This is a genomic window from Tundrisphaera lichenicola, assembly GCF_051175385.1.
In the GTDB taxonomy this organism is placed as follows: Bacteria; Planctomycetota; Planctomycetia; order Isosphaerales; family Isosphaeraceae; genus Tundrisphaera; species Tundrisphaera lichenicola.
In genome coordinates, this window is record NZ_CP195106.1 from 7,176,777 (window position 1) to 7,202,570 (window position 25,794).

Here is a 25,794-nt window from a genome sequence, read left to right on the forward strand (position 1 = left end):
GGACAAGGGATGTCCGTGGCTCGATGGATGGTTCGTGAGCCCAGATCACCTAACGAGCCCGGGCGAGTATCATGAAAGGGAGTCGGGGCGCCGCTCCGGGAGTCCTCGTCGGTGGAAATCAAGAAGGAATCAGGAGATCGGATCATGGCGACCGAAGAGCCTTCGCTGACGCTGCTGGAACGTCGGGAGATCGAGGCGCGGGTGATCGGCCCGCTGATCCGGGGGTTCGCCGAGGAGATCGGGCCGGAGAAGGCCCTGGAGGTGGTCCGCAAGGTGATCGCCGGGCTGGCCCGAGAGGGGGGGGCCGACCTCGCCCGACGACTGGGCGATGCCTCGCTGGAGGGGTTCGCGGCGAGCCTCGACCTCTGGAGCGCCGGCGGGGCCCTGGAGATCGAGATGCTGGAGAAGTCGCCGGAGCGGCTCTCGTTCAACGTCACCCGCTGCAAGTATGCCGAGCTGTACCGGGCCCTCGGCCTGGCCGACCTCGGCGCGAGCCTGTCCTGCCTGCGCGATTTCGCCCTGATCGAGGGCTTCAATCCCGAGATCACGCTGACCCGGACCCGGACGATCATGGGAGGGGCCTCGCACTGCGACTTCCGGTTCCGGGCCGAAAAGCGGCAAGGGGACGATTGACGCGGTGGGCTCCCGGAATTGACAATCGTTTACGAACGTCGGCGGGAGCCTCGCCTAGGATCGAAGCATCCCATCGCGTGCTGCCCCCCACTCGCCGGGGGACATCGGGACACCGCTCGACCCAGGAGGCTCCCTTGAGAAAGCGTACCGCCTTCCGCCCTTGGCTCGCGGAATGCCTGGAATCCCGCGCCGTGCCCGCCGTCGCGGTCCTGGCCCCCGCCGTCGCGCCGCCGATCGACATCTCCACATCCTTGCCGCCCCAGGTCCATGCCGATGACCCGCGGGTCCTGGCGGCGATCGACACCTTCGATCAGGCCTACGCGACGGCGGTCGAATCGATCCTGCTGGCCCCGGGGCCGGACGGGAAGGTCAATCTTTCGGCCAACCGGGCGGCATTCAATGCCTCGATCCAGGACGCGCTCGACGTCCTGGTGAGCGACCTCGTCGCGACCCTGGACCCGGCCTCCAGCAGCTCGACCACGACGACGCAGGTGACCGACGCGATCCTCGGCGACGACCCGAACAGCCTCGTCAGCCGCCTCCTGGCGCTGCCGACGCAGGCGATCTCGCCGGCCTCGACGGTCAGCCTCGCCCTGATCCCGCTGATCCATTCGACCCCCGTCCCGCTGACGACCCATGTCGACGGGGTGGCCGGTTCGGGCGTCCCGGTGACCCGGATCCCGATCCCCCAGGGGATCGCCCCCGCGCCCACCGAGATCCTCGGCTCCGCGACCCGGACCTCGACCGACGTCTCGCAGGAGGTCCGAAAGGCGTTCGGGACCTTCCTCGAAGACTATTTCCACGCGGTCAAGGGCGTCCTCCTGTCGAACCAGGCCAACCCGCAGGCCGCCCGCGACGATTTCGACGCCCGGGTGGACCGGGCCTTGCAAGGGCTCGGAGACAGCCTCACCGGGAGCCTCGGCCGATATCCGGCCGCCTCCACCCTGATCCCGCAGATCCGCCAGGCCATCGCCAGCGACGCGCCAACGAGCCTCAAATCCCAGCTCAAGGGCCTGCCGACCCCCGGAGGGACCCAGGCCGCCCTCGTCCGGGACTTCACCATGGGCTCGGCCCGGGCCGTCGCCGAGGCACTCTCGGTGATCGCCGGCGACGTCTCGGAAATCTTCGGCTCTCGGTGAACGTCCGACTTGAGCCCGACCCTCCCCGCGATCGGATCGGGCTCAAGTCGCACGGCGACCTTGCCGATTATCCCAAGGATGACGGCCGATAGGCGGGCCGGCTGACGCCCCGCGCCTCGTTCAAGGAAGGACGCCGAACATGCCCAGCCCCGTTAAAACCCCAAACCGGGCCAGGTCTTCCGTCCATCAGCCTTCGCGACTGAGCTACCCGGGGACCCTGGCGATGCTAGCCATCGCCTGCGCCTTCCCGATCGCCCTGATGGTCTTCAACCCCACGCTGATGTTCGAGCGGGGGTGGGAACAATACGTCGGGACGGCCATCTACTTCTGGGCCGTGGCCACGCTCGGCCTGGAGTTGATCCGGCTCTGGCGGAACGAATCCGCCTTCGGCCAGGCCTCCGGCTGGCTCGGCTCCAAGGGCGAGCCGCTGGTCAAGCCGGGCGCGATCGCCGAGGACGACCAGCGGGTCCTGGCCGGGCGGGTCCGCCAGCTCGCCGGATTCGCCGAGCAGAGCAAGACCGCCCCCGCCGAACAGCTCATGGAGGTCAACCGCGAGGGGTCGGGCCTCGACCAGGAGCAGGCCGCCGGGCGGTTCACCCTGCCGCGATACATCCTGTATCTCCTGCCGGTGATCGGCTTCATCGGCACCGTCGAGGGGATCTCCAAGGCCCTGATGAACATCAGCCTGGTCCTGCCGATGGTCAAGGATCTGGATGGGTTCATGAGCAACCTGACCAGCGTGACCTCGGCCTTGCAGGTGGCCTTCGACAGCACCCTGCTGGCCCTCTTCCTGAGCGCCGCCTTGATGCTGGTCCTAACGCTGGTCTACCGGAGGTCCGAGGACCAGCTCGCCCGGGTCGACCGCTGGGTCGTCGAGCAGGTCCTCCCCCGCGCCGGGGCGTCGGCCGAGCATCCGCTGGCCGCGGGAGTCTCGGAGGCCCTGGCCCCGCACCTGGAGGCGATGAGGCGGGACCTGATGGCGGCGATGGAGCCCGCCACCCGGGCCTTGCAGGAGCTCTCCGCCCGGATGGGCGAGGGGCTCGGCCCGCACGTCGACCGCTTCGCCGACTCGGTCGACCGGCTCCCGAACGCCCTGGCCGGGCTCCACGAAGGGGCCCAGGCGATGGGACGACTGGGCGAGGAGTTCGCCCGCCTCGGGACGCTCGACGACGGGGTCCGCCGAGGGGTCGGCATCCTCGGGCGGATCGAGGTCGCCATGGCCAACGTCGAGCCCACCGCCGAGCCCCTCGAGGAGATCAAGCGCGGGCTCGACCGGACCACCGCCGCGATCGAAGGGCTCTCCGAATCCTGGGCCTCCTCCTTCGAGCGTTCCAGCCGATCCAGCCAGGAGCAACTGGCCCGGACCCTCCACAGCCTCAAGGACGCGCTCGACCTGCTCAACGTCAGCATGGAGCAGGGCAACGCCCTCTACCGGAGCATCGTCAAGCGGACCTTCAGCACCTATCCGGCCGTCGCGCAGGACACCGAGGCGGCCTGATCATCGACTCGGCAAAAGCTGCTCCTGTATCATAAAGGCTAGGCTGAAATGGGCCCGACGAATCGAGCCGGTCCCGGTTGAAGATTGAACTCCAGGCAGGACCGAGCCATGCCGACGATGAACCTCGAAGAAGTCCAGTCCCAGCTCCAGGAAATCATCGCCGGGCTCAATCCCGGCGAGCCACTCATCATCACCAAGGACGGCGAGCCGGTCGCCACCCTGACGCGGAGCGAACCCAAGCAGTGGCCCTGCAAGGCGGGGAGCGCCAAGGACAAGATTCTGTGGATCTCGCCCGATTTCGATGCCCCATTGGAGGACTTCCGGGAATACATGAAGTGATGATTCTCATCGACACTCATACGTTGCTCTGGTTCCTCCGGGACGATCCTCGACTCAGCTCGAAAGCAAAGGCGTTGATCGAAGACGCGAATCAACACAAGTTCGTCAGCATCGCCTCATGCTGGGAGATCGCCATCAAAGCAGGCCTGGGCAAGTTGCATTTGACGGAACCCAGCCGCTCTCTCCTGGAGCGAGAGCTACCCGCGAATCACCTGGATTTGCTCCCGATCTCCCTCGAGCATGCCACCACGGTCGAAGGGTTGGCCCATCACCACAACGATCCTTTCGACCGGCTTCTGATCGCCCAGGCCATCGTCGAGGGCATTCCCATCATCGGCGCGGATGTCGCCTTTGATTCGTATCCCGTCCGCAGGATCTGGTGACCCATCGAGCATTGCAAGTCCAGGGGTGATCGAGCATGGGCGAAGCAGATCCCGACGGCAGTTGCACCGAGCGGATGGTCCCCGAGGATGCCCACGCGCGGATCTTCTGGGAGCATGTCGCCCGCTATCGGTTCGCGAAGGATCATGTCGTCGGCAAGCGGGTGCTCGACATCGCCTGCGGAGAGGGGTATGGGGCGGCGGGCCTGGCCATGGCCGGGGCCTCGAGCGTCGTGGGGGTCGACCTCTCGCCCGAAGCCTGCGAGCATGCCCGAGCCAAGTATGGTCTCGACGCCCGGGTCGGCAACGCGCAGGCGATCCCTTTGCCGGATCGGTCGGTCGACTTGGTCGTCTCGTTCGAGACGATCGAGCACGTCGAGAATCCCGACCAATTCCTCCGCGAATGCGCCCGGGTCCTCGTGCCCGAGGGGGTCCTGATCCTCTCGACCCCCAACCGGCCGGTCTACAGCGGCGAGGGGCCGCTCAACCCGTTCCACCAATCCGAGCTGGATGAGGGGGAGTTCGTCGGGCTCCTGGAGTCGCGGTTCCGGTCGGTCCGGCTCTACTCGCAGTTTCCTCGAACGGCCGCCTGGTGGAGCCCTCGGTCCCTGGCGGCCGAGCGGTCTCCCTGGCTCCGGATCCGAGGGTTCTGGAGGGCCACCACCTGGCTCTGCCCCGCGATCCGGCCCGAGGTCGACCCGGCCACGAGATCCAGGATCCTCGAACTGATCCAGGGCCGCGACCGATTCCCGTCCTCGATCTTCAACCCTTACGTCGTCCGCGGGCGGTCGAGGCGGTCCCGCGAGGAACCGTACCTCTTCATCGCGGTCGCCCGGGGGATCAAGCCAGACTGAATCTCCGACCGGACCGGGCGATCATCGAGGAGGGCCGGGCGCCGTGAGGTAGGCCAGGAGGTCGCGGGTCCCTTGCTCACCCAGCGCCCCGAGCAGCCCGACCGGCATGATCGACGAGGCACTCGGGCGGATCTCCTCCACTTCGTCGCGAGGGATCACGGTCTGCTTGGCGTCGATGTCGCTGACCTTCAACGAGTCGGCCCCCTCGGCCCGGACCACGCCCATGGCGATCCGACCGTCTTTCATCGCGACGGTCCACGAGAGGTAGTCGGGGTGGATCGAGGCGCTCGGCTCGATGATGTTCTGATAGACCCAGGCCCGGTCACGACCGGCCAGGGTGGTCAGGTCGGGGCCGACCTGCCCGCCTTGACCTCGGACCTGGTGGCAATTGGCGCACTTGGCCTGCTCGCCCCGGAAGATCACCTCGCCCCGGGCGGGGTCGCCGCCGGTCAGGAACGTCTCGGGGACCGCGGGCGTCGGTGCGGGCGGCAACGCGGGCGGGGCCCAGGAGAGCACGAAGGCCGAGCGGGGCAGGGGGCTCTCCGGGGGGGCTTCCCCCAGGCCGGTCGTCACCCGGAGCCGGGGCGCCCGCCCCTGGGAAGTTTCGAGGGTCAGGTCCAGCCCGATCGCCTCGCCGGTCGACTCCACCTTGATCGTCGCCCGATGGGCATCGCCGCCGCGTTCGGACTTCGCCGACTCCGAATCCAGCATCACCTCGAACGCCGAGCCCGCCTCGATCGCCAGGACGGCCTCTCCCTTCGGCAGGACGACCAGGGTCCGGATCGTCAAGCGGCCGGGCTTCTCGACCATCGGCCAGAGTCGGTCGTGCTCGGCCGATCCCGCCAGCAAGACCCGGCTGGCCTCGGGCTCGACGTGAGGCCACCAGCCCGACCACGACGGCTTCTCCCCGTCCCCCTGGGCCCATCCCACCTCGACGCCCGAGAGGTCGTAGCTCAGTTCGACCCGCGATCCTTCCCCCGCCTGGCCCGCCCCCTTCAGGCCCGGCAAGGTCAGCCGGTAGGTCGCCTCGCGAGGGTGGGGGTCGGTGACCAGGACCAGCGTCCGCCCTTCGTCGATCAGTCGCGCCGAGGCGATCCGGAGCGCCCCCCGATCGCCGCCCGGTCGTCCGGCCGAGTCCGGCTTGCCCGGCTTGGGCTCCTCGCCGAACCCCACCGACCCGCCGACCATCCCGGTCGCCACCGAGGGGTCGACCGCGCGGTCGAAGGCCACCCGGACCTCCATCGGCCCGGCCGCCCACGTTGCGACCGCCTTCGGGGGGGGCTCGGCCGCCGGGACATCCCCCGAACCGAGCCAGGACACGACGACAAGCAAGGAAATCCGCATGGAAGTTCGCGCCGAGGGTTATGAGGATCAGGCCGCGGCATATCGTTCGCGACTCGTGGTCGATCGTTTATCGTAGGCATTCCCCCCCCTTCGAGACAACCATCGGGCCTCGCCCACGGAAAGTCATCATGCCCGCCCGGGAACCGTTCGACATCGACGAGGCGTTCCGCCGGCTCCGCGAGGCCGTGGCCGGGCTCCCCAAGGCCGCGATGTTCGACCTCCGCGACCGGGGATTCAACTCGCCGTTCGAGCAGCTCGTCGGCAGCCTGATCTCGGCCCGGACCCGCGACGAGACCACGATGGGCGTCTGCCTCCGCCTCTTCGAGACGGCCCGGACCCCGCAGGCGATGGCGAAGCTGGACGTGCCCACGCTCGCCGACCTCCTCCGGGGGGCATCCTTCCCCGAGCCCAAGGCCCGCGACCTGATCGCCCTGTCGGAGCAGATTATCGAGGAGCATCGAGGGATCGTGCCCGACACGCCGGAGGGCCTGACCGCCTTCCGAGGGGTCGGCCCCAAGATTGCCGCGCTGACCCTGGCCGTCGGCTTCGGCAGGCCCGCGATCGCGGTCGATATCCACGTCCACCGGATCGTCAATCGTTGGGGTTACGTCGAAGCCACGACCCCCGAGCGGACCATGATCGAACTCGCCGCCAGGCTCCCCGAGCGCTACTGGATCGAGATCAACGAGCGGCTCGTCCCCTTCGGCAAGGCCGTCTGCACCGGGGTCCGGCCGAAGTGTTCGAAGTGCCCGCTCCTGTCGATCTGCGGGCAGGTTGGGGTGACTTCGAGCCGGTGAGAATCTCAGCCGGGGATAAACCGCAGATCGCGCAGGGCTCGGCGGAGATCTTCCTCAAAATTCTGAAAGGAAGGGACATTCCTCAATCCCTCAAGTCGAATCTGTTCGGCGAGGATTGCCAAGATCCCGTTGCGAGGCGGACGTCGACGACCGACCGCGTTCAGGTAGGCCTGGTCGAGAGAGCGTTTCGGATCAGGCAACGATTCGACTTCGGCTGTTTTTGCCGGAAGTCCGAGCTGATCATCGGGTAGTCTCGAACCGAGGGCGGTACGCAACGCATCCCCGTCCGACAGTGCCCATGCCTCGGTCTCGCGAACGGGCACGACGGCAACTGTACCATCGGCCCACCTCGGCGATTGGCGTTTCAGCAGTTCGATGGCGGGCTGAACTTTTTCAAGTCGAGCCCGCTTCGGATCGTTGGCACCGTCCGTATGGACGAAGAGGATGTCGAAAGCCCCGTCGACAGACTCCACCGCCGCCAAAATCCGTGCCGCTCGATCCGGAGGCCTATCCTTCTTGGGAGCATCTACAGGAACTACATCTCCGATTTGTACCTGGTCGATTGCTTCCCTCAAGCAAAGGTCATCGGCAAGCCGACGCAGGATGGGTAAAAGAAACCAATAGTCGGTCGGCCCTTCCGCATAAAGGGCGAGCCCCAGATAGCGCATGACGTCAGGCGTCCCGATCGACTGTGGATAGATACTTCGTGACTTCATAGGGCGCGACGTAATCTCTTTCATCGCCAAACTCGATGAACGCCTGATTCTCCGGCTTGATGGGGCGAATGCGAGTCCTCCTTATGACCTGTTTGCACCCCGGATCGACAACATCAATCATGTCTGCAAACATCATTTCTTGCTTGGAGAGGTTGGACAAGAATACCGGTGAGTGGCTATTCAGCAAAACTTGTGAAAGCGGTTCTTCGTCCTGACCTCGCTCTTCAAATGGTCGGTTAACCGCATCGCGAATGAATTCGATCAACCCGGCGAGACGGCCGGGATGGATACCGTTTTCCGGCTCTTCGAAACAGATCAGTCCGCGATGTTTAGGGTCGTGCAGGATTGTCAACAGAGCAAGCACGCGCAACGTCCCATCCGAAACGATCCGGGCGCTCATCGAAGGTGCGTCCCTGAACTGCAAATCGACCCGATATTTATGATCCTGAATATCTTCGTCCAAACTCAAGCCCACCACGCCCTTGATGAGCCCGGCTAGATCAATCGCGATGTCGGATAGGACTCCTTGGGGACGAGTCGGAGTTGATGTGTCGTGCTTGATTCGCGCCAGAACCGACGCGAGGTTCGACCCGTTGGGTTCCAATTCGTCGGGGGCGGTCGTGGAACTCGATTGTCGCATCGCGACCGGGTCCAGTTGCAAGAACCGCCATGACCTCAATTCTTCCCGCAATCCAAAGAGGTGCGGAAAATCGGCACTCGTGATACTCGAAAGCACTGTGGCCTCGGCTGCATCGGCCGGGCGGCTCCTGCCCTGATGACCATCCTGGCGAATTTCGAAACGACGAACCCCTCCGGAAATCTGGGTCGTTAGCCAGGGTACGATTCGCGAATAATTCAAATACTTTCGCTTGAACTCGCCTGCTGGCTTCTTGCCATTCGGACGCCAGTGGTCGTCCTTGCTCAAGATGGGGCTAGCCTCCTCGCGCGTGACGACCAGTCGATCGATGCCTCGATTGTCTTTCTTCTGCTCGATCTCGACCTCGTATCGAATCCGTGAATGCGTGATCTTGACGACGGCTCCCCAGGGGTCCGTCATGCGTGGATCGAGGAGGACTTCGACGGCGAACTTCATCCGAGAACCGGGTAAGCCATCGGTCCCGAAGCGGAATAGTTCGTGAGTCTCTCCTCGAATCTGCTGGATCGCTGTCCGAAGGTCCGTCCCAGCGAGTAAGGAGAGGAGTCGGATCGCGTCGAACAGGTTGGACTTACCGGAGGCATTCGGGCCGACAATGACCGAGAAGGGATTGAGGTTGACAGCAAAATCGTCAAACGATTTAAATCCTGATATCTCTATTTTTGTCAGCATATAAGGTTTCACAGATCGACAAATCGAGCTTCACTCCCCCCGCCATCGCCGGGGCGGGGCCGCGTCGAACCTCCCGGCGGGGGGACTGAACTTGATCCCGACCTGCCAGAGGAGGTCGGGCTGGTGCTTGGCGAGGAGGTACTTCATCACCACCTCGTCGGAGGGGGGCATCCCGGGGTCCTGGAAGACCACGCAGAGGCGGGCCTCGGCCCGGTGGGTCTTGGCGTCCCAGACCTCGATCAGGCCGTGGGGTCGTCGAGGGATCCGATAGAACTTACCGTTTGTGAGGACGGTCACCCGGTCGAACCGGCAGAACTCGTCGAACTCCTTCTTGTCGACCACGTCGCGGACCAGCTCGGCGGCCACCAGCTCGGGCACGCCCTTCTGATAGGCGGCGGCGTCGAGCCTCATCGGCTCGTCCTCGATCGTGGGCTGGGGGATGCTCCGACCCTCGATCACCCGGAAGATCTCCCACTCGACGAGCCGGGCATAGCCCGCCCTCAGCGCGGCGCTGGAGATGACCATCTGGGGAAAGGCGGCGGCGGCCCGGACGACCTCGACGGCGAAGGCGTTGGCCTCTCGCTGGAGCTTGGACATCCAGAAGCGGGGGGTCTGGGCGCGGTCGTCCTCGCTGTAGCGGAAAGCCCTAGGTCCGACATCGGGGATCGTCACGTCGGTCTCGGAGCCCTCCTTCTGGAGGTTCCGGAGGACCACGTCATAGGTATCCTCGCCCCGGACGAATCGCTCGGAGGCGTCCTGATGCCCCTGGTTCTTGACGCGGACGACCCGGTAGCTGGGGCGGGCGCGAAAGGAGACCTCGCGGGCCTTGGCGTCGACGGGGGATCGCTCGTCGGCGACGTCGATCTCCCATCGGAGGTAGCCGGTCCGGATCATGCGATTGGCCCCGTCCCGATCGCTCAGCCGCCCTGGATGGCGGGGACCAGGAGGATCTCGGGGGCCGTCGCGTCGAACTCGCGAATCGGCCGGGTCTGACCCGGCCCGTCGAGCCGGAAGGCCAGGCGTCCCGCGGTGAAGTTCTCGGCGAAGGCGATGGCAGCACCGTCGACGGTGTCGGGCCGATTCGGGTCCCACTCGGCCAGGCAGAGGTCGCCGTGTCCGGTCTTCAAGAGTCGCAACTTCGCCATGGCGGGCTCGCTCCGTCAGGGGCCGGGATTCGTTGATCCATATCCGCCCGACCGATTGGTGGGGCAGGGACCATTGTAGCGATTCGACCGGTTCAAGGGTAGGCTTCCCGCGATCTCCTATCGGGGGAAAGGCGGCCCTGGCCGGTGAATCGACCGGAGAGCCCCGCCATCAGATCCGCCCGCGCATCAGGAGGACGAAGACGATGGGGACCAGCAGGACCATCATCACGGCCACCAGGCAGCCGAGGGTCACGATCATCTCGGTCTGCCGCTCGGGCGGGGCGGCGTTGATCCGGTCGGCGGCCTTGAGATAGCTGGCGAAGAAGAGGTTGATCGTCAGCAAGACCGAGGCGATGAACAGGGGGAACTCGATCCCGAATCCCAGGCTGGCCGATTGGATCAGGATGGCCACGTCGACCGCGACGACGGCCGTGAGGATCATCAAGCCTCGCGTCGAGATCCGCCGACGCCCCGGACGCCCGTTCAAAATCGACCCGACAGGAAGAGGACCGAGAGGATCCCGAAGGCCATGACCGCGAGGTAGAGGCCCGCGATCAGCATCGGGGAGGGGGTGGCCCGCCAACCACCGGCCCGGGCCCGGGCGAAGTGCCGCCAGAGGCCGAACAGGACGAGGTTCAGCACGAGCAAGACCAGCCCGAAGCCGAACGTGTACTCCGGCGCCGAGTGGACGACCCGGCCCTGCTGGTAGGCCCGGGCCAGCACGGCGGCGTCGAAGCCGAGGAGCCCGACGAGCAGCATCATCCCTCGGGTCGAGAACTGCAACCCCTCGCTCATGACTTGCCCCCGGTGTCAGCCGCCGGGATGGAAGAACCGGCGATACACGGAGAAGATTTTGAGCATCCGGTCGCCATACGGGAAGAGGTGGGGGCGGAATCCGCCGGGATTCCGGACCTGGATCACCTGGGGCTGGGCCAGTTCCCGGAGGCCGACGACCCCGCGGGTCCGGCCGAAGCCGCTGGCCTTCCTCCCGCCGAACGGGGCCGAAGCATGGGCCGAAGGGGTGACCGCCTCGTTCACGGCCACCATCCCCGCCTCCAGGCGGGCCGCAAGCGCGCGGGCCTTGCGGAGGTCCCGGCCCCAGACGCTCGCGGAGAGCCCGAACCGGGAGGCGTTGGCGGCCTCGACGGCGAGGTCGGGGTCGGGCATCCCCCGGACGATCACCACCGGGCCGAAGCAGCCCGAGAGCGCCTGCTCGGGCTCGGGGGTCTCGGCCATCAGGACCGTCGGGGGATAGAAGGATCCCGGGCCTTCCAACGGCGAGCCGCCGGCCAGGACCTCGGCCCCCGCGTCGATCGCGGCCGAGATCATCGCGTGGAAGCGGTCGCGGGCCGTGGGGGAGATCATCGGGCCGACGTCGACCGAGCCTCCGGCGGGGTCGCCCACGCGGAGACCTCGGGCTCGTTCGGCCAGGGCCTCGGCCCAGGGTCGGGCGTCGCCCACGAAGTAGACCCGCTTCACGGCCACGCAGGTCTGGCCCGCCCCGACGAATGACGCCCAGGTCAGCGCCTTAATTGTCGAATCCCTCGGGGCGTCGGGCAGGATGATCGCCGGGTCGAACCCGGAGAGTTCAGCGATCGTGGGGATCCCGCGACGACCTAGTTCCCCCAGGACGCTCCGCCCAGACTCGACCCCTCCGGTGAAGACACCCTTGTCGATCTCCGAGGCGACCAGGGCCCGGCCGACCTCGGGGCCTCCATAGACCGCCGAGACCAATCCCTCGGGCAGGCCGGCCTCGACGATCGAATCCTGGAGCCGTCGACCCAGGCCGATCGCCAATTCGGATGGCTTCCAGACGACCGCGTTGCCCGCGGCCAGGGCATGGGCAATCTCGGGCGCATTGAGCAGGAGGGGATAGTTCCAGGTCCCGATGATGCCGATCACGCCCAGCGGGACCCATCGGATCCTGGCCGGCGGGATCAGGAGGATTCTCTGCCAGCCCGCGCCCAGGCGTTCGTCGGCCAGGGCCCGTCCGGCGTGGTGGACGGTCCAGCGGAGGGCGTCCAGGGTCGCGACGACTTCGGCCATCGCCTCGCCGGTCGGCTTGCCCACCTCGTCGCGGATGGCGTGTGCCCAATCGTCGGCATCTCGACTCAAGACGGCCCACCATCGTCGGAGGGCTATCCTTCGTTCGTTCCAGGGAAGCCTGGCCCAAAGGGCCTGGGCAGCCGAGGCTCGCGCCACGATGGCGTCGACGTCACCCGACGGGGTCGCGACAACCCGAGCGATCTCGGATCCGGTCGCGGGATTGCGCGCGCTCAGGAAATCGCTCGACACTAGGTCGATCGTCATGAAGCCCGACCGATCAGGCGAAGGCCAGATTGACGGCGGGCAACTCGGGCTCGACGGTGTCGGCCACCAGCGAAGCGACCAGCCATTCCAGTGGCAGGCCGAGCTTCCGTGCCTCGGCGGTCAGCAGCTCGAACAGTTCGGCGGACAGGGTCACGGCCAGCGAAGGTTCGGTGTTCATCGTGCGGCTCCCTTCCACGATTCGAGAGGCTCCCTGGTCAACATCGACCCTGGCCTCTTCAGCTTCACCCTATGCCACGGAAAACCGTCTGTCACCGACCCCTCGAAAAATTTCCCGGGGCGGCCTCGATGCCACCCCTTAGACGCATCTCCCGTGCCGGAGTTCCGCGAACGGGGAGATCATTTCCCGGTTGCCTTGAGGTCGATCTTTGGAAATAGCGGAACCGGCTTCCCCTCCACGAGTTCGGCAGTCACCCGGAGATCCGGCCCCTCGGGACGAGTCGCGATGTCGGCGAAACCGACGGATCCCCAGTCGCCTGCTTCCTCAAAGTTGAATGCCCGATAAAACATCGAGGCCGTCCCCGGCAGGAAAGGCTTGATCAGGATCGCGACCGCCCGGATCGCCTCGGCCAGGTTGACCATGACCACCTTGGTTGCCTCCAGGTCGGTCTTGGCCAGGGAGAACGGCTTGGTGACCTCGATGTAGCGGTTCGCCGCGTCGAGGACCTCGGTCCAGATCCGCTGGAGCGCGACGTTGTACTGGAACGTCCCAATCAGGCCGCGTAGGTCCTCGACCAGCGCCCCGAGATCGAGCCCGGCCCGCCAGGCGGTCGGGTCGATCTTCGACGAGCCTTCGAGGTTCCCATCGAAGTACTTCACGCACATCGAGAGGGTCCGGCTGTAGAGGTTCCCCAGGTTGTTGGCCAGGCCCGAGTTGTAGGCGTCGGCGAACCTCTCGAACGAGAACTCGCCGTCGCCCCCGAAGGGACATTGGCTCATGAAGTAGTAGCGGAACCCCTCGCTCGAGAATCGCTCGATGATGTCCATTGGCTCGACGACGTTCCCCAGGCTCTTGCTGATCTTCTGGACCTCGCCGGTCCCCTCGTCCTTCCGATAGACGAAACCGTGGCCGAAGACCCGTTTCGGGAGGGGCAGGCCCGCCGACATCAGCATCGCCGGCCACAAGGCGCAGTGGAACCGGGTGATGTCCTTGCCGATCACGTGGACGTCCGCCGGCCAGATCGACCGGAACCGCCCCTCGTCGGTCCCGTAGCCGATGGCCGTGATGTAGTTCAGGAGCGCGTCGAACCAGACGTAGATGGTCTGGTCGGGGTCGAACGGGACGGGGATGCCCCAGGTGAACCCCTTCCGCGTGATGGATACGTCCTGGAGCCCGGATCTGACGAGGCTGACGATCTCGTTGCGCCGGCTCTCGGGCTGGATGAAGTCGGGGTTCGCCTCGTAGTGGGCCAGGAGCCGGTCGTTGAACGCGGAGAGGCGGAAGAAGTAATTCTCCTCCTCGACCTTCCGAAGCTCGCGATTGGGATGGTTCGGGCAGCGGCCGTCGACGACCTCCTTCTCGGTCTTGAACGCCTCGCAACCGTCGCAATAGAGCCCCGTATACGACTTCTTGTAGATATCCCCCGCGTCGAAGACCGCCTGGATAAACTTCCGACAGCCGACGTGGTGCCGCTCCTCGGAGGTCTGGATGAAGTCGTCGTTGGAGATCTCCAGCGCCGACCAGACCTCGCGGAACTGGAGGGCCATGTCGTCGACATAGAGCCGGGGCTCCATCCCGAGCTTCTCGGCGGCCTGCGAGACCTTGATGGTGTTCTCGTCGTTGCCCATCAGGAAGTGGACCGAGTCCCCCTCCATCCGGCGGAACCGGGCCTGGACATCGGCGCCGATCTTCTCGAACGCGGTGCCGATGTGGGGTCGGCTGTTGGGATAGTCGATCGCCGTCGTGATGTAGAAGCCCATCGTCAACGCCCCAATTCATCCATCAAGTCGGCGGCAGATCGCCCGTGAATTCGGGCGGGCCGTCGCCCCGGCCATGAAGACACAGAATACTCGCCGGTGTTCGGACCGTCGATCTTACGGCAATGCCGCCCCCTCGGCCAGCAAGCCCGGGAGGGCCGTCTCCACCCGACGGGCCGCCGAGCCCCGGAGTGAAATCCATCGGGAAACATACTTGACTTGACGATTGCGTGTCGCACATTGGAACCGGGGAAGCCTGCTCGCCGCCGATCCGGCATGTCCGCGAGGGAGTCTTTCGCTAAATTAGGCTCATGTCCGCGACCGACCCGGCCGAATCGACGATGGGGCGGCCGGGCGACCAGCCCACTCCCCGATCACCCATCCCCGATCCTCAAGGAAGAGAGGCCCCGATGGCGAATGCCCCGACCCGCCGATCGATCCTCCTGGGGGCAGCCTGTTCGCTGATCATCCCCACCGGCTGCGGCGTCAGTGGGGGAACCCCCGCGTCCGGCTCTCAGGCGGTCCTGCCGCCCGACTACAAGGCTCGCGAGAAGGAGATCGCGGACGGATTCAAGGCCACGATGAAGAGGAAGAAGAGGCCGGCCCGACCCGGGCCCCGATAGCCGGCCGCGACGGGCCCATCGGCGATGTACACGAGCTCGGTCTCGTCGTTCAGGAATCCCCCCAATCATCGAGGACCGTCCCAAGATGCTCCGCACTCGAAAAGGCTTCACGCTGATCGAATTGCTGGTGGTAATCGCCATCATCGCGGTCCTGATCGCGCTCCTGTTGCCGGCGGTCCAGGCGGCCCGCGAGGCCGCCCGACGCGCCCAGTGCGCCAACAATCTCAAGCAGATCGGGCTTGCGCTCCACAATTACCACTCCGTCAACGGATCGCTCCCCCCGGGCGCGGCGATCAACGCGGCGAGCGGGGGCCTCTACGCCAGTTGGGGGGCGAACATGAGCGCCCAGGCGATGCTCCTGCCCTTCATCGAGCAAGGGCCGCTCTTCAACGCCGCGAATTTCAACTACATGGCGGAGTTCGACGGGGGGGTCAACACGACCTTCGCCCTGACGATCGTCGCGGGCTACCTCTGCCCCTCCGACCCGAATAACGCGGCACGGATCAACACCAACAACTACGCCGGATCGATCGGCTCCACGACCGACTCGATGGCCAGTATCGACAATTCGATGACCTGGAACGTGGGGTCGGCCCCGCCGGGCGCGTTCACCGGCAGCACCGGCCTGTTCGCCACGGCGGTCGCCTATGGCCTCAATTCCTGCACCGACGGGACCTCGAACACCATCGCCTATTCCGAGGCCCTGGTGGGGGACAGCAAGGCCCGGAGCGTCTTCGGTCCGTCCACCACGCCCCCCAGCCGCTACCGGGGCAACATGGTCTACGGGGCCAGCCCCGCCGACCTGACCAATCGGCCCCACGACGCCTTCAGCAACCCGGCCCTCGTCATGACCCTGCTCGAACGCTGCATCTCGACCTTCCGGACGTCGGACACCATGATCGGCGACCACAGGGGCTATCGATGGTCGCACGGGATCACCGGCTATTCCCTGTTCAACACGATCCAGACGCCCAACGATCCCCAGTTCCCCTTCGGCGCCTGCCGGCTCGACGGGGGGCCGAACAATTACCCGGACACCGGCTTTTCCTGGGGCGCCAACAGCAGCCACCCCGGCGGCGTCAACGTCGCGATGGGGGACGGCAGCGTCAAATTCATCAAGAATTCGATCGCCCGGAACGTCTGGTGGTCCCTGGGGACCAAGGCCGGCGGCGAGGTCATCGGCGCCGACGCCTACTGATCCACCGCCCGCCGATCGCATTCCAAGACGCGATCGACGCGGGGCGGCCCGAAGCCGCCCATCATCACTCACAAGATCACGCCCGACCCTCATTGTCGGGTTGAAAATGCGACCGGGTCCGAGTTCCAGGGTGGCAGCCCCGTCTTGATCCTGGGAGGCTGCCCACCCCTGGAGCGGGGAACGCGGAGCGATCAGGCTCGGGAACGGGTGGCCCGGCGACGCCAGGCGACCGCGCCGACCATGGCGAGGGCCGAGAGGATCGTCGAGGGCTCGGGCACGGGCGTGGGCTCGGTGATCCCGGCCGGCGGCTCCAATCCCTGGGAAGCCGGTGGGGGCGTCACGCCGGTCGGCGGGGTGGACGTGGAAGGCGGCGGGACGGTGCAGGGGGGAGGCGGCGGGCAGCCGCAGGGCTGGCCGGTCCCATGGTTGGCGACGGTCGGCGTGGTGGGCGCGAGCGTCTGGGCGGCCGGGGGCTTGGCCGTGGCGAGCGTCGGGATGATCGCCGGCGGCTTGATGGCGGTCTGTTCCTTCCACGTCTTCATGAAGTCCTGGGCCGCCTTGTTGAAGGCATCCGTGGCGGACTTCGAAGGCATGGCCGTGGGCACCAATTGCTGCGCGGCCGGCTTCGGCTTGGGTTTTGGCTTGGATTCGACCTTGCAGGCCAGGGCCGGGTTCGACCCCAGGGCGGCCAGCAATCCCGAGGCCACGAGGGCCGGACTGATCCACGCGCGGACTATCCGGGCCGCGCGTCCATGCGATCCGCTCATATGATTCGACATCCTGGTAGGGGGCTCGCCTCCGATGCTCGCCGGTCCCCATCCTTGGGAGACGACGCATCGGGAAGCCGATCGGAGGCGCCGATCGTCGATTCGAAAAACGCCACGACGTGAACCCGTCCCGGTTGCGTGAGGGCACTTCTTAATCCAGATCCATGAATCGGTCAAGGCCGGGAAAACACGGGTGGAATCGGGGCAGCTCGAACGATCCTTATACGGGGGCCCGCGACACCGGGCCGGGAGCCCTCCGCGAGCTGACCGGACGATTGGGTTCGTTTTTCCCGGAGAGCCTGGGGCGGGTCGGTCCGGATTGCCAGGGGTGGGGCCGGGCCGTTATGGTGGAGCCGGGGCAGGAAAGCCGTTTTCCCATCCCAAACTGAACCCTTGAAACGATAAAGACGGGCAATCATGGCCAGCACCGCCGAAGTCTCGACCCGGATGTACATCGAAGGCCAGTGGGTCGACGCCCTGAGCGGGAAGACCCTGGCCGTGATCAACCCGGCCGATGAGTCGACCATCGCCGAGGTCGCTTACGGCGGCCGGGCCGACGCCGACCGCGCCATCGAGGCCGCCGCCAGGGCCTTCCCCGCCTGGAAAGCCACCACGGTCTACGACCGAGCCAAGATCCTCAAGAAGACCGCCGACCTGATCCGCGAGCGGGCCGACGCCATCGCCCGGACCATGACCCGCGAGCAGGGCAAGCCCCTCCCCGAGGCCAAGGGGGAGACCCTGGCCACCGCCGACACCTTCGAGTGGTTCGCCGAGGAGGGTAAGCGAGCCTACGGCCGGACCATTCCGTACTCGAACCCGCTCAAGCGGCACCACACCGTCCGGCACCCGATCGGCGTGGTCGGCACGATCACCCCCTGGAACTTCCCCGCCGCGCTGGCCAGCAGGAAGATCGCCCCGGCCCTGGCGGTGGGCTGCACCGTGGTCAGCCGACCGGCCGACCAGACCCCGCAGACCATGATCCACATCTTCCAGGCCCTGGCCGACGCCGGCCTGCCCCCCGGCGTGGCCAACCTGGTCATCGGCGACGCCGTGGAGTTCGCCGACGCCCTGTTCGCCCACGCGGCTGTCCGGAAGATCAGCTTCACCGGCTCGACCCGCGTCGGCAAGGAACTGATCCGTCGGTCGGCCGACCAGGTCAAGCGGCTCAGCCTGGAGCTGGGCGGGCATGCCCCCCTGATCGTCTTCCCCGACGCCGACGTCCAGCAGGTCGCGCAGGCGGCCGTGATGGGCAAGTTCCGGAACAACGGCCAGGTCTGCATCGCCCCCTCGCGGTTCTACGTCCACGACTCGATCAGCAAGGACTTCACCGAGGCCGCCGTCGAGCTAACAAAGAAGCTCAAGCTGGGCAACGGGTTGGACGAGGGAGTCCAGATCGGCCCGATGTTCGCCGAGGCCGCATTGGAGAAGACCAAGGGGCTGGTCGACGACGCCCGGACCAGGGGGGCGAAGGTCCTGACCGGCGGATCGCGGTCGGATCGATTCGACAAGGGCTACTTCTTCGAGCCCACCGTGATCCGCGAGGTCAACGGTGAGATGCGAATCATGACCGAGGAACCCTTCGCCCCGGTCATGCCGATCCTGGATTTCTCGAAGCTCGACGACGTGATCGCCACCGCCAACGCCACCCCTTACGGCCTGGCCGCTTACGTCTTCACCAACGACCTGACCGTCGCCACCCGGATGGCCGAAGGGTTGGAGGCCGGGATCATCGGGATCAACGACCCCGTCCCCGCCACCCCCCAGTGCCCCTTCGGCGGCATGAAGGAATCGGGCATGGGCCGAGAGTTGGGGATCGAGGGGCTCGACGCCTACCTGGAAACCAAGTACGTCTCGATCGGGCTTCGGGCCTGATTGGTCACTTCGGGAGATCGCGAGATGAGCACGGTCCTGGCCCCGCCGGATAAGAAGTTGGCGACCGTCGAGGAATTCCTCGCGATCCCCGAGGACGGGATCTCGCGCGAGTTGATCCGGGGCGAGATCCGGGAGTTCGGCATGACGCTTCGCAATAACAAGCACAGCGGCGTTGAAGCTAATATCGTGCAAATGCTCAAAAATTGGCTGGATGGCCTGCCCCGCCCCCGAGGCAAGATCCATTCCGGCGAATGCGGATTCCGGCTCCGAGGAACGGTCGATTCACTGGTGGGAATCGACGTGGCTTATGCATCGGCGGACCTCGTCGCCCGGACCGACCAGGCTCTTTCCTATTATGAAGGCCCCCCGGTCCTGGCTGTGGAGATCCTTTCACCCTCGGACAGGCACGAGAACGTCGTCGAGAAGATCGGGCTCTACCTGGAGGCCGGGGTCGTCGTCTGGGAGGTCGACCCCGACTTCCGGACGGTCCGGGTCCACCGACCGGGCCAGTTGCCCGAGTCGTTCAACGCCTCGCAGGAACTCTCGGGCGACCCTTATGTACCGGGCTTTCGCATCCCCGTGGTGAAGTTGTTCGAGGATTGAGATCGATCGGGTGTGACCCTGGATCGATCTGACGATCGGATGAGACACCCACGCCGTTGTGACTTGGCCAGGGCCATTGCAAGTTTGCTCACAGGAAAATTATCTGAAGTGTAACGAGTGAGGGTCACTCCAAATTCGACAGGATTTCGTCCATCGCAGAACGACTTACGTCAAATCGAAGTTGGCACGTCCGGTGTAGAGACGAATTGGACAGCTTCCCATGACCGACCACGACATTCCGGACAAGGCCGGACCCTATCACATCGTCGAGAGCATGGCAGGCACACCCCTGGTTATGAACGATCGGGCGGCCAGGCCCAAGGTCCGTATCCCTTGTAAGACACGGGGCGAGGCAGAGGAGGTTTGCCGGCGTCTGAACGCCGGCGATCCCGAGATCGCTATACGGCCCCAAGGGCAGGTCACGTTACGCCGGATGATGCTGGCCGTGTCCTTGATCGCGGTGATGCTGAGTGCTGTCAGGCTCGTGACGGCATTGCAGTACGCGACCCTCGGAAATGGGTGGAATACCTCGGTGCTACCGACCGGCCAGAGGGTCATGACCTCGCGGGACTTCAGGACCAAGTCGGTGACCCTGGAAGCTAACACTCGGGGTGTCGTGACGGGCGATCCGACCGACGACGATAGCGCGTATCCGGGCCGTCTGATCTACGTAAAGATTAGCGAGGGTCAACATCGGGGCACGACGCAAGCCATCGAACGGCAATTCTTGAGGGCTGATTGACGCGAATTCTGAAACGTGTGAAGTATGTGGTGCATCCGGCAAGTCGGGCTACTAGGGGCGTTGTTGCACGAAGGAGTTGGTCGGTCCCTTACAGGTTCGGTAAACTGGCTCGCCAAGACAATCCGGCACCCCTTGCTTTGACGCCATCATGCCTACTCGAAAGGCCACCCCCAAGCCGGTCTACCGCATCCGGAACTGGAAGCAGTACAACGACGCACTGGTCCGCCGGGGATCGATCATCCTCTGGGTCGATCAGGCGACCCTGGAAGCATGGCTCTATCAGGGGCCGACGCAGCGGGGTGCCCAGCGGCCCGGATCAGGCGGGCGATCCCCACCCTACCAGAACTTCGAACCGACTATAGACCAACGTAAATTGATTCGTCGGTCGTGTGCAATAAACATCCCTCGGCGCGGAGGATAACGCATGATAGATGCCGATGCTGTGATCTTCGCGTGCGGGTTCGTGCTCGTCGTTTATCTCCGATACCGCCTGACGAAGTCGCGGCCCGCTGACGATCAGGCGATCGACGACCTGATGAAGGCCAGGCGACTGCAGACGGTCTCCGTGACACGAAACGATAACTATTGGAGGTACTGGCTGCGGGGCAGGCTGTTCACCCTCAGCAACTGTGCCCGAATCTATATCGCCGTCGGCGACGATCCCGAGGGATCTCGCCGCGAGATTCACCTCACGTTCGATGACTGGCTAACGCATAAGGGAGAACCACAGATACTCATGGAACGTGAGATACCACGGGGCGAGTCAAAGAAGCCGACGGCGGAAGCCCCGCCACCCGGCCTTTGGGACCCGCAGTTGGACTCACAGCTGGGAAGGCCTGAAGCATATGGTGCAACCGGCAAGTCGGACTCCTAGGGCGAAATTCGCAACATGTAACGCGGCAGGCAATTGTTGCTTCGGCCCGGCGTCAAGGGACAAGCCGGATGCACGATATAAATGGCACTTAACAGTCCTTCTCTAGGCCGAGCGTAAATCGCGTGATCCATCCGGGCGAGCCGTGACACCCAAATCCAACGTCACTCCCGATCGATCGACGTCGATCGAATCGAAATGCGGTTGACCGAACTTCCGGGTCCGGTTTCAATGCCGGCGGAAGTCGACCGGCTTCCTCGGATGGTCCCTCCCCAGCCGAGTGGTCGTTCGACCGGCGACCGCCCCCGGGACCGCCCGGGGAAACCTGGAACCAGGAGGGTTCTTCATGCCCGTTGACTCGAAACGACGGACCGCCTTGCCGGCGCGTCTCCGGAGGCTCATCCCGGCCGGGACGCGATCGGCGATCGTGTCCCATGCCGCCTTCGGCCCGCGCGCGATCTTCTTGATGGCCGCCTGGTTCGGCCTGGTGGCGGGCCTGCTGGAACTGGGCACGCTGCTGGTCCAGGACGCGATCGACCCCAAGGTCACGGTCGCGATGATCCGGATCAACCAGAATTACCTGTGGATGATCCCGACCTCCGACGCGGTGCTCTTCGCGACGGCGGGGCTCGTGCTGGGGCTGCTGGCCCGGTGGCGCGGGGGACCGGTCGCGTTCGCCACGCCTTACCTGCTGGTCGCCGGGGCAAGCCTGGCCCCGCTCCTGGTGATCCAGGGCCTCTATCCGGTGGTCTGCGTATTGCTGGCCCTGGGGATCGCCGCGCAGGTCGCCCCGAGGATCCGGTCGCGAGGCGATCGGGCCCGGCGATGGGTCCGCGTCAGCTTGCCTGCGCTGGTCGGGATCGTCGGGCTGATCGCCGCCTTCGACGCCTTCCGGTCGAGGCCCGCCGAGGCCCGGGGCGTGGCCCGTCCCGATTCCTCGAACGTCCTCCTGATCGTGATGGACACCGTCCGCGCCGATCATCTGAGCCTCTACGGCTACGATCGCGAGACGACCCCCAACCTGAAACGCTGGGCCGAGCGGGGCATCCGGTTCGACCGGGCCCGATCGACGGCCCCCTGGACGCTCCCCTCGCACGCCAGCATGTTCACCGGGCGATGGCCCCATGAACTCTCCGCGAATGTCGACCACCCGCTCGATCAGTCCGAGTTGACCCTGGCCGAGTACCTCGGGGCTCGAGGGTACGCCACCGGGGGGTTCGTCGCGAATACCTACTACGGGAACGCCTGGTACGGCCTGGACCGGGGCTTTCATCGCTACGAGGATTTCTACGAGAACCAGCAGGTCACGCCGATCGAGGTCGCCCGGAGTTCCGCGATCGGCCGGAGGATCGTCGAGGCTGCGGGATTCGAGGCCGGTACGCCGGGCGAGAAGCATTCGCGCAAGACGGCCTCGATGATCAACCGAGACGCCCTCGGATGGCTCTCCGACCGGGGGGATCGGCCCTTCTTCGCCTTCCTGAACTACTACGACGCCCACGGGCCTTACGAGCCCCCCCGGGGACATCCCCGGAGCTTCGGCCGAGCCGCCGAGGACCCGAGCCTTGCGATCACGACGCCCAAGGCCCTCGAAGACTTCAAGAAGAAGTCGCCCTCGAATACCGAAGCCAACCCGCAAAAGAAGCTTGAGGCCGACCTGGCGGCCAACCAGCTTCTGGTCGACTCCTACGACGAATGCATTGCCCACCTCGACGAGCAACTGGGCCAGCTTTTCGAAGAACTCGACCGCCGCAAGATCCTCGAAAAGACCCTGGTCATCGTGACTTCGGACCACGGCGAGCACCTGGGGGGCCGGGGGCTGTTCGGCCACGGGCACAGCCTCTATCGGTCGCTGATCGACGTGCCCCTGCTGATCCTCCCGCCGTCCTCCTCGGCCACACCCTCGGCCCGGGTCGTCCGCCAGCCGGTGAGCCTCCGCGACCTCCCGGCCACGGTCGTCGACCTGCTCGGCTTCCCGGATCAAGCCCCCTTCCCGGGGCGGTCGCTGGCCCGCTACTGGGGGGAAGGCCCCGACCACGAACGAACCAAGGGCGACCCACCCCTCTCGATCGTCGAGCACCAGAAGAAGTTCGCCCCCACGCCGAACATCCCCGCGTCGAATGGGCCGCTCGGGGCGATCGCCGATGAGGAACTGGTCTACATCCGGTCCGACGACGGCCGCGAGGAGCTTTACCACATCGAGAATGACCCCCAGGAGGTCAACAACCTGGCCGGCATCCCGGAGGCCCGAGAAGATCTGACCCGGCTCCGGACCCTCTTCGAAGCCATGATCCGGGACGACGAATCGAAACGACCGCCCCCCCTCAGCCCGCTCCCGGCGGACCAGGAGCTGGCCGAGCTTCCGTGATCCGATCAGGCCCGGTCGCCGATCCGTTGTTCGCGGCAGGTCCGCTCATAGGTGGCTTCGAGGTCAATCGGCAGGCAGGGGCCACCCTTGAGACAGAGGGCCAGGACGGGCAGCGACGAGCCGACGGCCAACGGCTCGTGCCAGATGTCGAGGCTGACCTGCCCCTGGCGGTCGACCGGCCGATAGGCGGAGCAGAAGGGGCGATCGTTGGCCGTCGACGCCTCGGGAGCCAGCAAACGCCCAAGCAAATCGTGATGCAGGTCACCCCCGCGGGATGTCACCACGTCGACCATCATGACGCCGACCCCCGCCTGCAAATAGGCCGCGCACTTGGAGACGAAGGCATCGCGCTGGGCCGGACGGTCCTTGTTCGCCGGGCTGATCAATTCGATCGCGCCGGCCAGGACCGGCCCGGCTGACGAATCGAACACGGCGACTTCGACCGTGTCGGTGACGATCGAGAAGGGGATCGTCATCGAGGGATGAGGGGGCGTCCATTCGATCCCGGGACCTACCTCGGCCGGGGTCGACTCCTCGAAGGTCGCCACGTCGATCTCGATGCCGAACTGGACGTTCGGCTCGGCGAAGTATCCTTCCGGCAATCGCGAATTGAGGTCCCAGGCCAGGCAGGTTGCCCAGGCGTTGTGGAACGAATGCCAGTGACGGCGGAGGCTGAGCGGCGGTCGGAAGTGATCCAGGAGCGGCATGTTGATCAACCTGGAACCGGAGAATCGACTTCTCTCGTCGATCTTGACACGATCGCCGGATCGTCGGCAAGCCGACCGCCGATCCGGGCAAGATCCCCGATGTTCCCGGTGAGCAGGGTCAACCCGTGAACCAGGGCCGATCCCGGCGGATCTCACGCTGCCAGTGGACCGAGTCGTCTACCCCCGAGAATGTCCCGCGTGCGGCCAACCGCTCCAGGGCCTCGATCGCTCGTTTCATCCGTGATGGGTCATCGACGGGAACAGTCGTCGAGTCAGGAACGATCGTGACATCGACCTTAACACCCCGCTCGCGGATGTCGAGCTCGGGGGACGCACCAAGCCACTCCAGGCGGTCGCCCCTCAGGATCGCCGAATAGGTCTCGGACATACGGGTCCCTCCCTCTCAGTTCAGGACCGTCAGGGCCGACTTCTTCTTCTCCTGGTGCGACTTCAGGGCCGGGGTCTCCTCGGCGAATCGGCCGACCTCTTCGAGGAGGGCTTCGACCATCTCGGCCTCGGTGACCCGTCGGATCGGGACTCCTCGCTTGAAGATGATCCCCTTGCCCCCGCCGGCGGCGATGCCCAGGTCGGCCTCCTTGGCCTCGCCGAAGCCGTTGACCAGGCAGCCGAGGATGCTGATCCTCAGGGGGTCCTTGAGGTGCTTCATCTTGTCCTCGACCTCGGCGACGATCCGTTCGAGGTCGATGTCGAGCCGGCCGCAGGTCGGGCAGGCGACGACCTCGGGGCGGTTCACCCGGCGGTCGGTGGCGCGGAGGATGTCGAACCCGGCGGCGATCTCGGGGACCGGGTCGCCCAGGAGCGAGACCCGGATCGTGTCGCCGATCCCCCTCAGGAGGATCGCGCCGATCCCGGCGGCGCTCTTCAGGGTCCCGTACTCGCGAGAGCCGGCCTCGGTGATCCCGACGTGGGTCGGGTAGTCGGACTGTCGGGCGTACTGGGTGTAGCATTCGACGGCGGTCGGGACGTGGCTGGCCTTGAGCGAGACGATCATCTGATGATAGCCCAGCGATTCGCAGGTCTCGATGGCGCGGAGGGCGCTCTCGACCATCGCCTCGGGGCAGGGGAAGCCGTACTTGTCGATCAGGTCCTTCTCCAGGCTCCCGGAGTTGACCCCGATCCGCATCGGCACGCCCTGATCCCTGGCCTTGCGGATCACTTCCTTGAACCGTTCGATCCCGCCGATGTTCCCGGGATTGATCCGGATCTTGTCGACGGCCCGCTTGCCGTCCTCGGTCCGGGCGTCGAGGCAGGCCAGGGCCATCTTGTAGTCGTAATGGATGTCGGCGATCAGCGGGATTTTGATCCGCGAACGGATGGCCTTGCAGCCCTCGACATCATCCTTCTTGGGCACGGTGACGCGGACGACCTCGCACCCGGCCTCTTCCAGCGCATGGATCTGGGCGACGGTCTCATCCACGTCGAAGGTGTTGGTCGTCGTCATCGACTGGACCAGGACCGGGTTGTCCCCGCCGACCACATGGTCGCCGATCCCCACTTCGCGGGTCTTGTGCCGGACCACCGACGTGCTGTAGGCCATCTAAGTCGTCCTAATCTCTAGTTTTGTCGGGCCTTTGCGGATTTTCCACGCTGCGCGACATCCAACGGTCA

The 25,794-nt window shown here is 65.8% G+C and carries 29 protein-coding genes; 15 read left to right on the forward strand and 14 right to left on the reverse strand.

The window, feature by feature from the left end; translation table 11 throughout:
* Nucleotides 1-144: 144 nt before the first annotated feature.
* The 6 genes from P12x_RS28445 (at nucleotide 145) to P12x_RS28470 (ending at nucleotide 4,843) form a co-directional block, all read left to right on the forward strand.
* Nucleotides 145-633, forward strand: coding sequence for an L-2-amino-thiazoline-4-carboxylic acid hydrolase (locus P12x_RS28445; RefSeq protein WP_435008482.1), 489 nt, complete (start codon nucleotides 145-147; stop codon nucleotides 631-633).
* A gap of 134 nt (nucleotides 634-767) precedes the next feature.
* On the forward strand, nucleotides 768-1,772 hold the full coding sequence (locus tag P12x_RS28450) for a hypothetical protein (RefSeq protein ID WP_435008483.1): 1,005 nt from the start codon (nucleotides 768-770) through the stop codon (nucleotides 1,770-1,772).
* Nucleotides 1,773-1,911: 139 nt separating this feature from the next.
* On the forward strand, nucleotides 1,912-3,270 hold the full coding sequence (locus P12x_RS28455) for a MotA/TolQ/ExbB proton channel family protein (RefSeq protein ID WP_435008484.1): 1,359 nt from the start codon (nucleotides 1,912-1,914) through the stop codon (nucleotides 3,268-3,270).
* A 117-nt stretch (nucleotides 3,271-3,387) separates the two neighbouring features.
* Entirely contained in the window at nucleotides 3,388-3,609 is a 222-nt protein-coding gene (locus tag P12x_RS28460) for a type II toxin-antitoxin system Phd/YefM family antitoxin (protein WP_435008485.1), read from the forward strand.
* The gene (locus P12x_RS28465; RefSeq protein ID WP_435008486.1) at nucleotides 3,609-3,992 is read left to right on the forward strand and encodes a type II toxin-antitoxin system VapC family toxin; all 384 of its coding nucleotides are present in this window, start codon (nucleotides 3,609-3,611) and stop codon (nucleotides 3,990-3,992) included. The genes P12x_RS28460 and P12x_RS28465 overlap by 1 nt, the downstream gene beginning before the upstream one ends.
* Before the next feature lie 35 nt (nucleotides 3,993-4,027).
* Nucleotides 4,028-4,843 (forward strand): class I SAM-dependent methyltransferase, encoded by an 816-nt coding sequence (locus P12x_RS28470; protein WP_435008487.1) that lies wholly within the window; start codon nucleotides 4,028-4,030, stop codon nucleotides 4,841-4,843.
* Between the two features lie 21 nt (nucleotides 4,844-4,864).
* Here P12x_RS28470 and P12x_RS28475 read toward each other — a convergent pair whose 3' ends face one another.
* Entirely contained in the window at nucleotides 4,865-6,187 is a 1,323-nt protein-coding gene (locus P12x_RS28475; protein ID WP_435008488.1) for a c-type cytochrome, read from the reverse strand.
* A 128-nt stretch (nucleotides 6,188-6,315) separates the two neighbouring features.
* On the opposite strand from P12x_RS28475, the gene P12x_RS28480 reads away from it, so the two are divergent.
* The gene (locus P12x_RS28480; RefSeq protein WP_435008489.1) at nucleotides 6,316-6,984 is read left to right on the forward strand and encodes an endonuclease III domain-containing protein; all 669 of its coding nucleotides are present in this window, start codon (nucleotides 6,316-6,318) and stop codon (nucleotides 6,982-6,984) included.
* Between the two features lie 5 nt (nucleotides 6,985-6,989).
* Here P12x_RS28480 and P12x_RS28485 read toward each other — a convergent pair whose 3' ends face one another.
* The 9 genes from P12x_RS28485 to metG form a co-directional block, all read right to left on the reverse strand.
* A complete protein-coding gene (locus tag P12x_RS28485; protein ID WP_435008490.1) occupies nucleotides 6,990-7,652 on the reverse strand; it encodes a DUF4276 family protein in 663 nt (220 codons plus the stop codon).
* 4 nt (nucleotides 7,653-7,656) lie between these two features.
* Nucleotides 7,657-9,039 carry an AAA family ATPase gene (locus P12x_RS28490; protein WP_435008491.1) on the reverse strand — a complete coding sequence of 461 codons (1,383 nt, stop codon included), beginning with the start codon at nucleotides 9,037-9,039 and terminating at the stop codon, nucleotides 7,657-7,659.
* An 18-nt stretch (nucleotides 9,040-9,057) separates the two neighbouring features.
* Nucleotides 9,058-9,921 carry a hypothetical protein gene (locus tag P12x_RS28495; protein WP_435008492.1) on the reverse strand — a complete coding sequence of 288 codons (864 nt, stop codon included), beginning with the start codon at nucleotides 9,919-9,921 and terminating at the stop codon, nucleotides 9,058-9,060.
* Nucleotides 9,922-9,944: 23 nt separating this feature from the next.
* Entirely contained in the window at nucleotides 9,945-10,172 is a 228-nt protein-coding gene (locus tag P12x_RS28500; protein WP_435008493.1) for a hypothetical protein, read from the reverse strand.
* A gap of 169 nt (nucleotides 10,173-10,341) precedes the next feature.
* Nucleotides 10,342-10,614: a hypothetical protein gene (locus tag P12x_RS28505; RefSeq protein ID WP_435008494.1), complete on the reverse strand. Its 273-nt coding sequence runs from the start codon at nucleotides 10,612-10,614 to the stop codon at nucleotides 10,342-10,344.
* Nucleotides 10,615-10,655: 41 nt separating this feature from the next.
* Nucleotides 10,656-10,967, reverse strand: coding sequence for a hypothetical protein (locus tag P12x_RS28510; RefSeq protein ID WP_435008495.1), 312 nt, complete (start codon nucleotides 10,965-10,967; stop codon nucleotides 10,656-10,658).
* Between the two features lie 15 nt (nucleotides 10,968-10,982).
* Nucleotides 10,983-12,482, reverse strand: a complete 1,500-nt coding sequence (locus tag P12x_RS28515) for an aldehyde dehydrogenase family protein (protein WP_435008497.1) — start codon at nucleotides 12,480-12,482, stop codon at nucleotides 10,983-10,985.
* A gap of 13 nt (nucleotides 12,483-12,495) precedes the next feature.
* Nucleotides 12,496-12,660, reverse strand: coding sequence for a hypothetical protein (locus P12x_RS28520; RefSeq protein WP_435008498.1), 165 nt, complete (start codon nucleotides 12,658-12,660; stop codon nucleotides 12,496-12,498).
* Between the two features lie 179 nt (nucleotides 12,661-12,839).
* Nucleotides 12,840-14,420, reverse strand: coding sequence for a methionine--tRNA ligase (gene metG, locus P12x_RS28525; RefSeq protein ID WP_435008499.1), 1,581 nt, complete (start codon nucleotides 14,418-14,420; stop codon nucleotides 12,840-12,842).
* A 407-nt stretch (nucleotides 14,421-14,827) separates the two neighbouring features.
* Here metG and P12x_RS28530 point away from each other — a divergent pair, with 407 nt between their 5' ends.
* Together P12x_RS28530 and P12x_RS28535 are read left to right on the forward strand one after the other, a co-directional pair.
* Nucleotides 14,828-15,040 (forward strand): hypothetical protein, encoded by a 213-nt coding sequence (locus P12x_RS28530; protein ID WP_435008500.1) that lies wholly within the window; start codon nucleotides 14,828-14,830, stop codon nucleotides 15,038-15,040.
* 85 nt (nucleotides 15,041-15,125) lie between these two features.
* On the forward strand, nucleotides 15,126-16,238 hold the full coding sequence (locus P12x_RS28535; protein ID WP_435008501.1) for a DUF1559 domain-containing protein: 1,113 nt from the start codon (nucleotides 15,126-15,128) through the stop codon (nucleotides 16,236-16,238).
* 191 nt (nucleotides 16,239-16,429) lie between these two features.
* On the opposite strand, the gene P12x_RS28540 is transcribed toward P12x_RS28535, so the two are convergent.
* Entirely contained in the window at nucleotides 16,430-17,005 is a 576-nt protein-coding gene (locus P12x_RS28540; protein WP_435008502.1) for a PEP-CTERM sorting domain-containing protein, read from the reverse strand.
* Nucleotides 17,006-17,422: 417 nt separating this feature from the next.
* On the opposite strand from P12x_RS28540, the gene P12x_RS28545 reads away from it, so the two are divergent.
* The 6 genes from P12x_RS28545 (at nucleotide 17,423) to P12x_RS28570 (ending at nucleotide 23,458) form a co-directional block, all read left to right on the forward strand.
* The gene (locus tag P12x_RS28545) at nucleotides 17,423-18,877 is read left to right on the forward strand and encodes an NAD-dependent succinate-semialdehyde dehydrogenase (protein WP_435008503.1); all 1,455 of its coding nucleotides are present in this window, start codon (nucleotides 17,423-17,425) and stop codon (nucleotides 18,875-18,877) included.
* 24 nt (nucleotides 18,878-18,901) lie between these two features.
* On the forward strand, nucleotides 18,902-19,480 hold the full coding sequence (locus P12x_RS28550) for a Uma2 family endonuclease (protein WP_435008504.1): 579 nt from the start codon (nucleotides 18,902-18,904) through the stop codon (nucleotides 19,478-19,480).
* Nucleotides 19,481-19,700: 220 nt separating this feature from the next.
* The gene (locus P12x_RS28555) at nucleotides 19,701-20,222 is read left to right on the forward strand and encodes a hypothetical protein (protein WP_435008505.1); all 522 of its coding nucleotides are present in this window, start codon (nucleotides 19,701-19,703) and stop codon (nucleotides 20,220-20,222) included.
* A gap of 148 nt (nucleotides 20,223-20,370) precedes the next feature.
* On the forward strand, nucleotides 20,371-20,643 hold the full coding sequence (locus tag P12x_RS28560; RefSeq protein WP_435008506.1) for a hypothetical protein: 273 nt from the start codon (nucleotides 20,371-20,373) through the stop codon (nucleotides 20,641-20,643).
* A 3-nt stretch (nucleotides 20,644-20,646) separates the two neighbouring features.
* The gene (locus tag P12x_RS28565; protein WP_435008507.1) at nucleotides 20,647-21,096 is read left to right on the forward strand and encodes a hypothetical protein; all 450 of its coding nucleotides are present in this window, start codon (nucleotides 20,647-20,649) and stop codon (nucleotides 21,094-21,096) included.
* A gap of 343 nt (nucleotides 21,097-21,439) precedes the next feature.
* Nucleotides 21,440-23,458 (forward strand): sulfatase-like hydrolase/transferase, encoded by a 2,019-nt coding sequence (locus P12x_RS28570; protein ID WP_435008508.1) that lies wholly within the window; start codon nucleotides 21,440-21,442, stop codon nucleotides 23,456-23,458.
* A gap of 5 nt (nucleotides 23,459-23,463) precedes the next feature.
* Here P12x_RS28570 and P12x_RS28575 read toward each other — a convergent pair whose 3' ends face one another.
* From P12x_RS28575 to ispG, 3 genes are all read right to left on the reverse strand, one after another.
* Complete coding sequence (locus tag P12x_RS28575; RefSeq protein WP_435008509.1) at nucleotides 23,464-24,165, reverse strand: DUF4058 domain-containing protein; 702 nt, start codon at nucleotides 24,163-24,165, stop codon at nucleotides 23,464-23,466.
* A 118-nt stretch (nucleotides 24,166-24,283) separates the two neighbouring features.
* Entirely contained in the window at nucleotides 24,284-24,553 is a 270-nt protein-coding gene (locus tag P12x_RS28580; RefSeq protein WP_435008510.1) for a hypothetical protein, read from the reverse strand.
* A gap of 15 nt (nucleotides 24,554-24,568) precedes the next feature.
* Nucleotides 24,569-25,723 carry a flavodoxin-dependent (E)-4-hydroxy-3-methylbut-2-enyl-diphosphate synthase gene (gene ispG / locus P12x_RS28585; protein ID WP_435008511.1) on the reverse strand — a complete coding sequence of 385 codons (1,155 nt, stop codon included), beginning with the start codon at nucleotides 25,721-25,723 and terminating at the stop codon, nucleotides 24,569-24,571.
* Nucleotides 25,724-25,794 lie beyond the last annotated feature (71 nt).